Source organism: Mesotoga prima MesG1.Ag.4.2, assembly GCF_000147715.2.
GTDB classification, from domain to species: Bacteria; Thermotogota; Thermotogae; order Petrotogales; family Kosmotogaceae; genus Mesotoga; species Mesotoga prima.
The window spans coordinates 373499-386665 of the sequence record NC_017934.1; the positions used below are offsets into that span (position 1 = coordinate 373499).

General features: G+C 43.4%; 15 protein-coding genes. 3 read left to right on the plus strand and 12 right to left on the minus strand.

The features are described from left to right. Positions 1-17: 17 nt before the first annotated feature. The 6 genes from THEBA_RS01825 to THEBA_RS01850 form a co-directional block, all read right to left on the minus strand. A complete protein-coding gene (locus THEBA_RS01825) occupies positions 18-407 on the minus strand; it encodes a secondary thiamine-phosphate synthase enzyme YjbQ (RefSeq protein WP_014730206.1) in 390 nt (129 codons plus the stop codon). Between the two features lie 6 nt (positions 408-413). After that, on the minus strand, positions 414-689 hold the full coding sequence (locus THEBA_RS01830) for a cell division topological specificity factor MinE (protein WP_006491911.1): 276 nt from the start codon (positions 687-689) through the stop codon (positions 414-416). Between the two features lie 16 nt (positions 690-705). Next, positions 706-1518: a septum site-determining protein MinD gene (gene minD, locus THEBA_RS01835; RefSeq protein ID WP_006491912.1), complete on the minus strand. Its 813-nt coding sequence runs from the start codon at positions 1516-1518 to the stop codon at positions 706-708. 77 nt (positions 1519-1595) lie between these two features. Then, on the minus strand, positions 1596-2774 hold the full coding sequence (locus THEBA_RS01840) for a class I SAM-dependent rRNA methyltransferase (RefSeq protein ID WP_014730207.1): 1179 nt from the start codon (positions 2772-2774) through the stop codon (positions 1596-1598). Continuing rightward, entirely contained in the window at positions 2771-3868 is a 1098-nt protein-coding gene (locus tag THEBA_RS01845; protein WP_014730208.1) for an iron-containing alcohol dehydrogenase family protein, read from the minus strand. Before THEBA_RS01845 ends, THEBA_RS01840 begins: the two co-directional genes overlap by 4 nt. Before the next feature lie 4 nt (positions 3869-3872). Next, on the minus strand, positions 3873-4940 hold the full coding sequence (locus THEBA_RS01850; protein WP_014730209.1) for a polysaccharide pyruvyl transferase family protein: 1068 nt from the start codon (positions 4938-4940) through the stop codon (positions 3873-3875). 98 nt (positions 4941-5038) lie between these two features. On the opposite strand from THEBA_RS01850, the gene THEBA_RS01855 reads away from it, so the two are divergent. After that, positions 5039-6400, plus strand: coding sequence for a ComEC/Rec2 family competence protein (locus THEBA_RS01855; RefSeq protein ID WP_014730210.1), 1362 nt, complete (start codon positions 5039-5041; stop codon positions 6398-6400). Here the strand turns inward: THEBA_RS01855 and THEBA_RS01860 are convergent. From THEBA_RS01860 to THEBA_RS01875, 4 genes are all read right to left on the minus strand, one after another. Beyond that, on the minus strand, positions 6331-6798 hold the full coding sequence (locus THEBA_RS01860) for a Fur family transcriptional regulator (RefSeq protein ID WP_014730211.1): 468 nt from the start codon (positions 6796-6798) through the stop codon (positions 6331-6333). The genes THEBA_RS01855 and THEBA_RS01860 overlap by 70 nt on opposite strands. A gap of 26 nt (positions 6799-6824) precedes the next feature. After that, complete coding sequence (gene nusA, locus THEBA_RS01865) at positions 6825-7853, minus strand: transcription termination factor NusA (protein WP_006491918.1); 1029 nt, start codon at positions 7851-7853, stop codon at positions 6825-6827. 21 nt (positions 7854-7874) lie between these two features. Further along, positions 7875-8333: a ribosome maturation factor RimP gene (locus THEBA_RS01870; protein WP_236609190.1), complete on the minus strand. Its 459-nt coding sequence runs from the start codon at positions 8331-8333 to the stop codon at positions 7875-7877. A gap of 115 nt (positions 8334-8448) precedes the next feature. Continuing rightward, entirely contained in the window at positions 8449-9585 is a 1137-nt protein-coding gene (locus tag THEBA_RS01875; RefSeq protein WP_006491922.1) for an ABC transporter permease, read from the minus strand. 245 nt (positions 9586-9830) lie between these two features. On the opposite strand from THEBA_RS01875, the gene THEBA_RS01880 reads away from it, so the two are divergent. Together THEBA_RS01880 and THEBA_RS01885 are read left to right on the plus strand one after the other, a co-directional pair. Beyond that, the gene (locus tag THEBA_RS01880) at positions 9831-11165 is read left to right on the plus strand and encodes a hypothetical protein (RefSeq protein ID WP_014730212.1); all 1335 of its coding nucleotides are present in this window, start codon (positions 9831-9833) and stop codon (positions 11163-11165) included. Between the two features lie 110 nt (positions 11166-11275). Then, positions 11276-11515 carry a S4 domain-containing protein gene (locus tag THEBA_RS01885; RefSeq protein WP_006491924.1) on the plus strand — a complete coding sequence of 80 codons (240 nt, stop codon included), beginning with the start codon at positions 11276-11278 and terminating at the stop codon, positions 11513-11515. On the opposite strand, the gene THEBA_RS01890 is transcribed toward THEBA_RS01885, so the two are convergent. Beyond that, on the minus strand, positions 11490-12293 hold the full coding sequence (locus THEBA_RS01890) for a biotin--[acetyl-CoA-carboxylase] ligase (RefSeq protein WP_014730213.1): 804 nt from the start codon (positions 12291-12293) through the stop codon (positions 11490-11492). The genes THEBA_RS01885 and THEBA_RS01890 overlap by 26 nt on opposite strands. Beyond that, a complete protein-coding gene (gene panB / locus THEBA_RS01895; RefSeq protein WP_014730214.1) occupies positions 12265-13065 on the minus strand; it encodes a 3-methyl-2-oxobutanoate hydroxymethyltransferase in 801 nt (266 codons plus the stop codon). The genes THEBA_RS01890 and panB overlap by 29 nt, the downstream gene beginning before the upstream one ends. Between the last annotated feature and the right edge of the window lie 102 nt (positions 13066-13167).

Genomic DNA, 13167 nt, shown 5'->3' on the forward strand with positions numbered 1-13167 from the left:
CAATGGCAAAAGAAGCATCACCCAACCACAGTAACTATTACCTCCCGGTTTCTAGGTCCGTCAAATTCACAGAAATAGACGCACTGCCAGATTCCTAGCATCAATGAATTGTCTCTGAAGGGAACAGTAACTGAAGAACCCACTAGAGACGCCTTTATATGCGCATCGGAATTCCCTTCCATGTGCTTGAATTCTCTGTTCTCGGGTATGCTCTCGTCCATCCAAAAGAGAATGTCACGCACGACATCTGGATCGGAGTTTTCATTGATCGTTACTGCAGCAGTCGTATGCGGTACGAATACATTCACAAGCCCGTAAGAAGCCGTGGATTCCTTTACAGACTGGATAACAAGCTTCGTAATGTCTATGAACTGACTTTTGCGTTCCGTTTTTACGCTGTATCGCATGGTGCATCAGTGAAAGACAACGTTTGTGATTATTACCACATATCCGTTGTGTTCCTCAAGCTGAACCTTAACGTTTTCTTCTTTGACTTTGTACTTGTCGGCGACATAGGTTTTTATCTGGTGTACCATATCTTTTCCGCTATTCTGGAGAATATCCTGGGGAATAACCTCCCTTACAGGAACAGAGTATCTCCTTCCTCCGGTAATTGAATCAAGTCTATCTTTTGCTTCCTTTCTACTTCCCTCAGTTTTTTTCTTCTTCCTGAAAAGTCCAAAGAACATACGCTTCAACTCCCTCTTAATTTCTTCTGAAGATGCGCTTCAGGAATTCAAGGAATCCTTTTGATCCGTGCTCAAGAATGTCATGCTCAACAGGAATTGGTTCTCCCTGCATCCTCAAAGCAATGTTCTCGAAGACCTTTCCGATTCCTTCACCATTTCCGTTTAGAATAACCGGTACACCCTTATTTGTTGCAATGATAACCTCGTCACTGTCCGGTATGATTCCTATTAGATCAATAGCGAGATTACCCTGGATATCCTCTCTGGTGAGCATGTCACCACGTTTGACCATCTGGATTTTGAAGCGGTTTATCAGGAGCCTTATATTTGTCTCCTGCATTCCCGAGTTTTCGAGAAGTCCAATAACTCTGTCGGCATCTGTGATAGCCGGCAGTTCAGGAGTAGTCACTATCAGCGCCTTTTCAGCTGCAGCTATTGCATTTCTAAACCCTCTCTCTATTCCTGCAGGTGAGTCGACGATGATATAGTCAAACTTGGGATACAGTTCTGCAACCATCTTTTTCATGTCCTCGGGTGACAGCATTTCCTTTGTTGCTATCTGCGAGGCCGCAAGTAGATAGAGCCCTTTAATCTGCTTGTGCCTAACAAGCGCCTCTGAAGCCGTTACCTTGCCATTGGCGACATCTAGAATCGTGTGCACAACCCTATTCTCGAGGCCAAGTGTAATATCTAGGTTTTTGAGACCAATGTCTGCATCGATAAGACAGACCTTAGCCCCTTTATTTGCAAGAGCACAACCTATGTTGGCTGTAATTGTAGTCTTGCCGACCCCCCCTTTTCCGGAAGTCACAACGTATACTTTGGCCATATCTATCTACCTCCAGCCGTTAGACTTTTCTGAATTATAGCATTACAATGGTACTTCAACAGTATCTGGCGCTGCATTTAGAAATCACACAGTTCAAAGACACGAAATAAGCAGAACTTAAGATATCTTGTCTCGAATATAGAGCTAACCTCCGGATGGTCAAGCGGTTGGCCCCCTCTAAATGAGACTATTCCGACCTTTTTGCTGTCGTGAAAGGCATCGTTGATAGTTCTCATCCAGTCATCTTCAGAAATGATTTGTGTACATGAGGAAGATGCCAGAAGAGATCCGCTTACAGCCTTTTTTATCACTCTAAGGTTGAGTTCCTTGTACCCTCTCAAAGCACTTTTTTTCGAAGACGGTGATTTTGCCATTGCTGGAGGGTCAACTATCACAAGACTGTGACCGGCGAGTGATTCTTCTCTCAAATAGTCGAATGCATTTGCCCTGACAAACTCGCATCTACTGATGAATCCATTTATTTCAGCCGTCTCTCTTGCAACTGAAAGTGCGCGTTCCGAAGAGTCAACCAACGTCGCCCTACTGGCCCCTTGGCTCAAACAATGAAATGAGAAGTTGCCGGTATATGAGAAAACATCAAGCACATTTCTTCCGTTCGCATATTTTGACAGTTTCTCTGCGTTGTCCCTTTGATCTAGGAAGAAACCGGTCTTTTGCCCTTTTGTGTCTGCAAAGAAAGTAACCCCATTCAATGAAAAGGGCAGCAACTCTGGCCCGTTACCAAAAAGCCATCCTTCTTTTGATTCTAACCCTTCTTTTGTAAGGGAGATTCCCTCGCTCTTTTCAAATATCCCCTTTGGCTTCAGTGTGGCTATCAAAGCTTCAATGATCTCGTTTTTGAGAACTCCAATTCCTAGAGTGTTAAACTGAACGACAAGCCAGTCAGAAAATTTATCCACTATCAATCCCGGTAGTCCATCGGCTTCGCCGAACGTAACTCTCAAGGCATTGCCATATCTAAGCAAAGAAGATTTCATCGCCAATGATCTTTTTAGCTTTTGGGCGAAGAAATCAGTATCGATACTGCAGTTTCTTCTTGTTAGGAGTCTCACTCTGATGGAAGAGTCCGGATTATAGTATCCTCTTCCCAGAAACTGTCCGGAATTGGTCAATACATCTACTATGCAACCACCTTCAACAGAGTCGGCTTTTTCGATTTCATTGTCATAGATCCATGGATGGCCAAATGCGATCCTCCTTTTTATCGACCGCTTCAAGACAACTCTTGCACTCAAATGTTATTGATCCTCCTGTATAGATCCATGAAGAACTCTTTGTCGAAATTACCTGGAGTCTTCTTCAGGTGCGATGCTTTTGAAGTGTAATCTGACCATTCGTTTATTTCTTCATCTGAGATTCTCAAGGAGATTCGTCCAGAGATAAACCTCTGTATAAAAATCTGGAGTTCATCGAGACTCTCAAAAGGATCGATTGCAGCACTTATTCTATCTTTGTCGGCCTCCGCAATCTTCTTGAAGATCTCGACCAGAATTAGAGCATTTGCCATACCGTGTTTTACATTCTTGAATGAAGAGAGTGGATAACCAGCTGCATGAACTGCAGTTGTTCCCGTATGAGCGATTACTATTCCGGCGAGTGTTGCGGCAAACTGCATCCTTTCACGCAAATCAATATCATCCTCATCCAGCAGTATTCTGTCGAGCGAATCTTTAATGAGCCTGTTTGCTTCTCTTGAAAGAGTTTTTAGCAGGGGATTTTGTCCCTTGTTAACTACTTCGCCTTCCAAAGAATGGGATAATGCGTCAAGTGCGGTAGCAATGGTTACATCTAAAGGCATTGTCACAGTGTATCTCGGATCGAGAAAGGATATCGCTGGAAAGATCGATGGCATCCCAAAGCCTTTTTTCTGTCCATCGGCATTTGTAAGAACCGAGTACTGAGTAACTTCACTACCCGTACCCGAGGTAGTAGGTATGGCGACTATTGGGTGAGACGGAAGGTTCTTTCCTCTGTATAGGTCCTCGCAACTGCATCCGTTCATTCCGACTGCAGAGATCGCTTTACCTGCATCGAGAGGGCTTCCTCCGCCAATTGCGATTACAAAATCACATTCATTTTCTGAAAGAAGCCTTCCTCCTTTTTCGACTGTAAAGAATGAAGGATTCTCTTCTACCTCATCGAATATTGAACTCGGAATATCTAAAGCTTCTAGCATCCTTAGTACTTCGTCGAGTGCTCCGCTTTTCTTTGCTGAGGATTTTCCAGTAACTATGAACGCTTTTGTGCCGAATTCCTTAAGCAACTCACCGTTTTGGCCGATTACTTGTCTACCTGCAAAGACCCTTGTCGGCAAGAAATATTTCCACATTCAATCACCTTCTTGCTAGGAGTTTCTTGAGCAACTCTTTTGATTCATTCACCGTGTTTTCAAGACGAGACCAGTAGTCTTCCTTAAGATTCACCGGCTTATTCAAAGAACTGTTGATTGATAGGCTCAAGCTCTCGCAACTTTCTTCAAAATAGAGATTGCAGTTTTTGTCCAGAGACCTCACAAATCTATCAAGCTTAGTATTCTTCTTCCACACGAAAGGAACGCCCAATGAGATCGCCAGAATCACTCCATGAAGACGCTCTGTGATTATTAACTCTGCATTGTTAAAAACCTCAATCATTCCCTCAAGATTCTCTGGAGGTTTTCTTACTTTGAATCCGTTTGAACGCGCCTTGGATTCAAGTTCGCTTCTCTTTTGCTCATCGTGGTGATTATGAAACCCTACGGCGCAAACTTGTGATAGATTATTCAATCTGAGAGAATGGAGTACATCGTCTACACTGGTTCCGTTTTTCAGAACTATTACCGCTAAGCCAGCAATCGTTTCACGCTTCTCGGGTATTATCCTTTTTTTTCGAAGGTAGTACGGTCCATAGTCTGTTCCGAGGATTGCTTTATTCGATATTGATGCAAAATGTTTGTAACTTACGGCGTCTCTCATGACTCCGTAAGTAAGCGGATCACTGAGCAACTTGTTCAGTGCCTTCCTGTTTGCGGTTTTACTTAATGGGCCAAACCCTTGGGAAAGAAAGAGCAGGGGTTTGTCTTTCTTGAGAGTGTACTTTGCAATCTCGTAATAGTACAAAAAACTCCTCCAGCTTGTCTGATCCTGAAGGAGATTTCCCCCTCCAAATACGGTTAGAATCGAGTTCTTGATGGAGGTTTGGAGCTCTCTTATGCTGAAGCGCTTAATTATCCTTACATCCAGTTTTGACGGAAATCTGTGGGCTATGTGGTTTATGCTCGGTGAGGCGGGCAGATAAATCGGTCCTTCAAATTCTATCTCTTCGATCAGGGATAGTGATGAAAGCAACAGAAGATCGTCGCCAAGGTTATCATATCCATAGTAACCCACCAGCGTCAGCCCGCCAAAAGAAAACTGTCTCACCTCAAAACCTCCAGGAACATTCAACGCTAATATTCTAACACATGTGAATCATCGAACACGTTGTTCACAAAGCACTGCAAGGGATGTAGAATCTAGTTATGCACGATGCGCTCCGGCGAAGAAGTACACCTTTTCCTTTTTTGTTCTATCTTCTGGCGACCATGCTGGGAGAGCTAATCATATTTTCTTCAATCTGGATGGATAGCGGTTGGCTTTCTTTAGCCCTTCTCGCGCTTTCCGTAATGCTTATCTCTTCGAAACAAGTCAGCCCGTTTGCCTGGGTCTTGTTCTTTGTGATGGGCTGCCTTGTACAAACCTTCACTTTGAAAATGCTCGATCCTGGAAAAGTTGAGTATGTCGGCTATGTTTCGAAAGGTGGAACGGGAAGGATCGAAGCAAGTAATGGTAGACTTCTCCGGGATGGCGAATGGATTTATCTTCCCTCGGCCGTAAATATCGATTTGTCAGACAGAAAAGCCGTTGCCTTTCCCGGGCAGATCGTGTGGTCTGCTGGCAGGCTTAAGAGGAGCGACACGTATCCTTTGTTGACAATCGAATCGGAAGTAGAAGGCTGCATTGATAGGTTTGAGATAATCTCTCTTCCCGGGAAACATATTGCTGGTCTGCTTTCAAAATACGAACTTGACAATACCATTGCCGCTGCAGTCTTTACTGGTGACAGAAAGCACATAGAATATGAATTGAGGAGAACGATATCTGATCTTGGAATCGCCCATTTGTTCGCTGTTTCAGGCTTGCATGTAGGACTGATGTATCTTCTAGTTCACAGCGCACTTTCTTTCCTAATGGTCGGAAGGAATTCCAGAATAATAGCTTCGATTTCTCTGCTTTTCTTATACACATTGTCTACAGGACCTGCTATCTCCGCCTTGAGAACATTTCTCATGCTTTTATGCTATTCGATATTCAGGATTATCGATTATCGTCAGCATCCACTGAATATCCTTGGACTTTCTGGAATGATAATTGTAATGGTTCAACCATCAATTGTTGCATCGATCTCATTTCAGCTGAGCTTCTTTGCTACGGCTGCGCTGCTGATATTCCTGCCAGGAATCGAAAAGAAGAGCCTTATATACCAAGCTTTTCTAGTTGGTGCAATTGCCCAGGCGGCAATTGTTCCTCTTTCTTTGACCGCATTTGGTACGTTGTCTCTTGTCGGAATTCCTTTGACTATTCTAATGGTTCCGATGTTCGTAATGCCGTCTTACATAGGGATGATAGCCATATTGGTATCAGATTTTCTGGGAATCGAAGTGGTAAGTTCCTTTATTTCGGGAAGCCTCAGAACAATGTCGAACATAATGGGAAAGGTTACAGCATCTATCGGAGAAGCGATTCCGGCAATGCGATTCGAAGCCTTCCCGGCTTATTTTATTTCGTTGCTTGTACTTTTCTTGTCTTTCATTGCATTCTGGCATTTAGGGCACAAGCCGTAAAATTTCAGTTGATGGTCCTCTATGGTGTAACCGGTCCTCGACTTCACAAGCTCTTCAAGTTCTTCGAGGTTATCAAGATGAAATTCGACGACGGCACCACAATTGCTGCAAATTACGTGATGATGGTGGTGCTCACCCTTTTCAACGAGTTCATACCTCACTACTCCATCTTCAAAAACGATCTTTCTGAGAAGCCTTATATCGGCGAGTAGCTCAATCGTCCTGTAAACGGTTGCCTTGCTTATTCTGAAGTTCTTCCCCTGAACCTTATGGTAGATCTCATCCGCACTCAAGTGCTCTGTGCCAGCTTCAAGGAAAAGTCTTAGAATTAATTCCCTTTGAGCCGTCATTCTTTGATTTCTTTTTTTCAGTTCTGCCTTGAGCTGATCATTTCTCATGACAGCCTCCAAAAAGCCGAACTACGTTACATAATCGGCTTAATGTCTATCTTCCAGCCAGTCAACTTTGCGGCAAGTCTTGCATTTTGGCCACCTTTTCCTATTGCTAGGGAAAGTTGAGTTGGCGAGACAAAGACGGTGGCCTCGTGGTTTTCGATATTTGCAACCTTCACTTCAAGAGCTGAAGCAGGTGCGATTGAGTTTCCAACAAACTCCGCAGGATTGTCGCTCCACCTTAATATATCAACTTTTTCGGGTTTTATCTCCCTGAGGACTTCGGCTATTCTTGTCCCGCTTTCTCCAATGCAAGCCCCTACAGGATCGACTTTTGTGTTCTGACTGAATACGGCTACCTTAGTACGAATACCCTCTTCTCTGGCTATGGCCTTTACGGTTACGTCACCACTTGCTATTTCTGGAACCTGAAGTTTCAAGAGTTCTATAACGAAGTCCGGGGTTCGTCTTGTAACGAGTAAGCGAGGTCCTCTAACAGATTTTGTGACATCGACAACGTAGACTTTCATAAGTGAATTCAGTCTTGGCTGTTCCCCGGGAATGAGTTCCTTAGTTGGGATCCTCGTTTCGAGTTTCCCTATCCTCAAATCGATCCACTCGTCAGTGACTCTAAGAACCTCAGAAGTTGTCACCGTTCCCTTCATATCGACGTACTTATCAAAGAGGTTCTCTTTTTCTTTTTCACGTATCTTTTGAATAAGAACCTGTCGAGCCGTTTGAGCGGCGATCCTCTTGAATTTCTTAATGTTGAGTTTTCTCTCAACTGTTGAGCCAATCTCCGCCGAAGAATCGAGTTTTAAAGCTTCTTCCAGCTTGACTTCTAAAGAGGGGTTTTCCACAGCCTCGACCACCAGTAGTTTTTCAAAGACTTCTATGTCGCCTGTAAGCCTGTCGATCCTGACATCGACATCGCTCTCGGACGCGAAGTTTTTCTTATAAGCACTCTGGAGAGCTTTTTCCAGTATGTCTATAACCTCTTCCTTTTCTATATTCTTCTCATCTTGCAGTTGATCAAGGGCTTCCAAGAGATTGAGATTCATGTGAACACCTCACCGTCCAAATTATAGTTTTAAGTTTGCGCGCTTAACATTTGAAAAGTGGAATGCTATCTCTTTACCGTTCTCGGAACTCTCAACAGTGACAACGTCGTTTTCGCATGAGATGATCTTCCCAATCAAAACCGAAACCCCTTCAATGGGTTCCTTGAGAATCACCTTTGCCTTCTCACCTGTGAATCTTACGTAATCCTTCAAATCCCTTAGAGCGCGTTCCAGTCCGGGAGACTCTACAACAAGATCGTAAGAAAATGGGACGAGGTCCGCTGAATCAAGCGCTCTACCAAAATCGGCCGAGAATGATTCACAGTCGCTTATAGAAACATATCCATCGAGCTTATCGATCGTGATCTTAACAAGTCTTTTCTTACCTCTTCTTCCTAGCCCGAGATCATAGATCGAATAGCCCAGGTTGCTTGCGACTTCATTTGCCAGCTCGAAAAGCTCTTTCTTCAGGTCCTCCACAAACAACACCACCATAATAAAAAATAGAGGGCAAAACAAGCCCTCTCCCTTTGGGAGTATTTCAACTACAATCATTATAACTCTTTTGACTCGGTCAGTCAACGTTAACCGTGATTTAGTCTGCTAGCGAGATGTCCTCCCTAGATGCGACAAACCCGGTTAGGATTATTATTGCGATTGCTATCAGAAGATTAATTGCAGTGGGCAAAACGACCATGGGAAAAGTGAAGTCAAGCATTGATATTCCCTGGAGTACGACAAGGAGGGAGGTGGTTGGGAGACTTCGACTGAACGATTCGAGCCAATCGGGGAACATTGAATGAGGTATCAGAATTCCGCTCAGAATCAATACCGCTGTGACAAGCGTTATTGACGTTAATTGAGCACTCCTTGAAGAATTCAGTATTGTCCCTATGAGAAGTCCTATAGATGTAAACAGGAGAATGTAGACTTCTAACACCACCACATAAAGAATCAGATTCGACGCAATTTCAAGCCCAAACAATCTTCCGGCCGTAATGAAGATCAAAACCTGCGCAGTTGAAAAAATCAAAAAACTGACCGTCTTGGCAATTATATATTTCACTGATCCCACATCTGATAGTCGGAGAAGATCTATCACACCGTTCCTTCTGTCTTCATAGATACCCGTAGCAGCTCCTATTGATGTTATGAACATAATCGTTGTAACCAGAACTATAGGAAAGAGAAGTGAAGAGAAGCTTAGCTTAGACTCGGAGATACCTTCAACTGTGAGAGAGGGCGCTACGTAGTTCGGGTCGATCTCCACGGTCTTCATGAATTCGGGATCTGCTACAACCGGAAGGGCTTTGAACTCTCTCAGAACATTGCTCAAAACCTGATAGACGGCAACTGCAGTTTGCATTGATCCTGGGTTTGGAATGAAAACCAGTTCAGAGGGTTCCTGAAAGAGAAGCTTGTTCGCAAATCCTCTGGGAATTATGAAGACCCCGTCGAGTTTGTCGATCACCGAGTCTATCTCCTCTCTGTTCGATAGCTGAAGTATGTTCTCTCCTTTCAGCATAGAGGTCGCGTACTGCACAAAAAAGAGACCTATGAAAGTCTTGTCTTCATTTATTATTCCTATTCTTAGGTCGGAATAACCTCCCGTTTCGGAGGTTATAGAAGATATGGCCGCCAAAATAACTGGCAAAAGGATAAGCACAAAAAGAAAAGCCCTCGATTTAACTATTAGAAGAAGATCGTTCTTAACAAGTCTAAGGAATCTCAAGTAACGTCCCTCTCTTCACTATTGACTTTCTGTGATTATCTATAGAGCCTTTTTTTATTATACTCTATCAATAAATACAAAATGTCAACGCCGTCTTCAAGTAGGATCTGCGGCTGTTGCTCTTCTTGAGAAAGAACCGTTATCGTTGTTGTGCTTGTTTAAGCGGTCAGATGGTAGAATCGCAATAAGAACTGTTCCTTTGGTTTTTTCGTCAAATTTCAGAGTACGATCTTGGAGGTGAATAAATGAGGAGATTTATGGTACTTGCACTCCTGGTTATTGGAGCTTTATCAGTTGCAAGCGTCGGCACTATGTCGGGACGTCTTCCAGCTCAATCGCATACGGTACTAATAGTTGAAGATCTAGAAAACAATTACAACGTTTCCAAAAAAGCCGTTCTCATGGATATGGTATTGAATCAGCTTGCCATAGAGCAACTGATAGCGCAGTACGTCGAAATGTTGGCTTACAATAATGGCCTAGATCCGAAAGACATATATAAGGCTTTTGATGGAGATCTCGGACTTGCTGTCTGGGTAGATTCAGAAGGTACGGATCGTCTTGTAATTGTACTTGGACCAACTGAGAATCCAAAGGCGTTGAAGGCGGCTATCGAAAAGATACTTCCGCAGCTTCTACCCTCAGAGATTGAACTAAATATCGCCGTTGATCAGGAGTACCTCTTCATTGGTGATATTGAGCAGTATGCAGTTACAGAAAAGGGATTTAATCTTTCTCTGGTCACTGAAGGTCTAACGCCTGGGTTTGCTTACTTCTACTCTTCGGTGGGAGATGTTGTTCAGAAGGGTTCGTTGTGGAATGAGGAGGGGATTCTGATTGCTGAGGCTCTTTCGGTCCCCCTTTCTGAAGAGACCAGAGAGAGGTTCTCTTCCGCACTTGAAGGTGCTTCGGTGGTTGAACTGGAAGCCGGTTACCACCTTCCGCTCGTCTCCGGCTTTGCAAAGATAAATGATCTTTCTTTTCTCTCAGACCTAAATATCGAACAGCTCGGACTTCTTCCTTTAGAGTTGGGAGAACTCAAAATAGGCACTCAGGATATCACAGAGTTTTCCGAAGAGATGACGGGAGAAATCATGGTAGATGCCAACATCTCAGTTGACGATATATTCGCAAGTCTCATGGGCTCTGAGGGAACTACTTCAGGAGCAACAGACTCGGTAGGATATTCCTATGTCCTGAGAGCAGGCTACAGTGGAACCTTAGATGATCTTAAATTTCGCCTTGAAAAAGCCGATCCGGATCTCAAGATTCTCGTCATTGAGAATGGTTTATCTATAGAAGATCAGTATATTTGGGTTAGCGACGGGTGGCTTTACGTTTCTTCAAGTAACCAGGTGAAGATCACGAAAGAACTTCAGGAAGGCGCGATAGTATCTGATCTAGAAGTTTATAATGAGCTGTTGAAGTTCTCTGGTTCTGAAGGTTTTGCCAGGCTTTTTTTGGATTCCGGTTACATACTTACTGGATTAATGGGAGTGGAAATAGAGAGTGGTGTTCTAGTGAACAGCCAGTATGTAAGAGAGATAGGTGGTATTAGAAGCACAATTGTGATCAAGTAAAAAAAGAAGCCCCTGCGCCAAGCGGAGTGACGGGGGCAAGAACATCTCGATAACATAATTATACCTATTTTCTTATCGTTAGTCAAGTGTATACTCATGGGAGATCAGTTTTGCGCATCGACAAATTCTTGAAAATGAACGGAATTATCAAACGAAGAGTAGTAGCCAAGCAGGCAATTGAAAAGGGCTACGTATTCAGAAACAAGATCAGAGCAAAGCCTTCTTCGGAAGTTGAGCCCGGAGATCTTGTTTCAGTAAGATTTTTCAACAGAGTACTTGTAGTAAGAGTAAAAGAGGGATTCGAGTCAGAGATCGTGGAGGAAACTAGAGTAGAATCTCCCCGGAGTTGATCTCGAGGATCACTCCGTCTTCTCTTTCAAGGCATAAAGATGAGGGAGTGATGCTATTAATTATACCAGTGATTTTTTCACCATTGGGTAGGGATACAGTTATTTCATCTTTTTCCGCAAAAGCTAGATATTTTTTCCATCTGCGTGTTAGATATCTGTTTTTCCCTCGAATTAGATAGTTTTTTCGAAGGAACTCTACTCTCTTAAGAACTTTATCGAGAAGCATTTCCAGTGATATGTGTTTGTTAATAACCATTCCCAGACTTATGGCGATCTGCCTAATCTCTTCAGGGAGTTCGTTGTTTACATTTATCCCGACGCCTACCACAATAGCGTTTACCGATATCCCCGAGAAGATCGCTTCGGTCAAAATACCTGCCACTTTCCTTTTTCCAATGAGCACGTCGTTTGGCCACTTTATGCCAACTGAATTAATACCCATCTTGATCATCGTTTCTGCGACAGCTACCGAAACTACTTTTGTGTACTCATTGGGTTCCCTTATCAACGACGGTTTGAAGACTATAGAGAACCACAATCCGCCCTTATTGGAGTACCAGAAACTATTGTGCCTTCCATAACCCGAAGTTTGCGAGAGAGCCCAGACGACGGTTCCGGAGGGAAGTTTGTCCAGGTTATTCTTGGCGTACACATTTGTTGAGTCTATTTCGGAGAATGATACAATGTTTTCGCCTACCATCATGGTCGGGATTTCATCCTCAAAATCCGAGTGAATCTGGCGAAAAACGTCAAATCTCCTCTGTCCCTTCAAAAGCATTTTTCTCCTCGGGAAAGACGCCAGACTTCACCTCTTCATCAAATCTTCGAAGTGCTGATATGATATTGGATTTAAGATCGGCAAATCTCTTAATGTATCTTGGACTAGATTCGTCGTTGATGCCAAGTAGATCATGCCATCGAAGAAACTGCCCGTCACAATATCGACCAGAACCCAGACCAATTGTGGGGACAGAACTATCTTCCGTAAGCCTTTTCGCTACATCTTCGACAACCATTTCAAGAAGTATTGCAAAGACGCCCGCCTCCTCTAATTCGTTGACAGACTCAATTAGTCTCTTTATGCTTTTTTCGTCTCTTCCCTGTACAGGATATTCTCCGACCAAACTGGCGTGATGTGGAGTTATCCCGATATGACCCATTACAGGAAAACCACTATCAACCAAATGTTTTATAAGGTTTGCAGTCTCGAAACCGCCTTCGATTTTGACAGCGCTGGCTCCATGTCTCAAAAAGGAGACCACGTTTTCAACGGCTTTTTCCCTGGAACATTGATAAGAGCCAAAGGGCATATCGGCAACTATAAAACTATTTTCCGCTCCCCTTCTGACTGACTTTAAGGACCATATCATTTCGTCCATTGTTACCGAGAGAGTATCCCTTTTCCCCATCACAAGCGTTCCGAGAGAATCCCCTACTATGATCATGTCCAGTCCTGCCTCTTCAGCAAACTTCGCTTCAAAATAGCTGTAAGCAGAGATCACAGACAGTTTACTTTGACCCTTCATTTGGACGATTTCTCTCACATTCATTCTAATCTCACATCTCCTTTAGAAATGATGCTACCAGGACTTTGCACCTTCTTCAAAGAATCAATGGGGCAAGTTAGTATCTTCATTTAGATTATACATTTT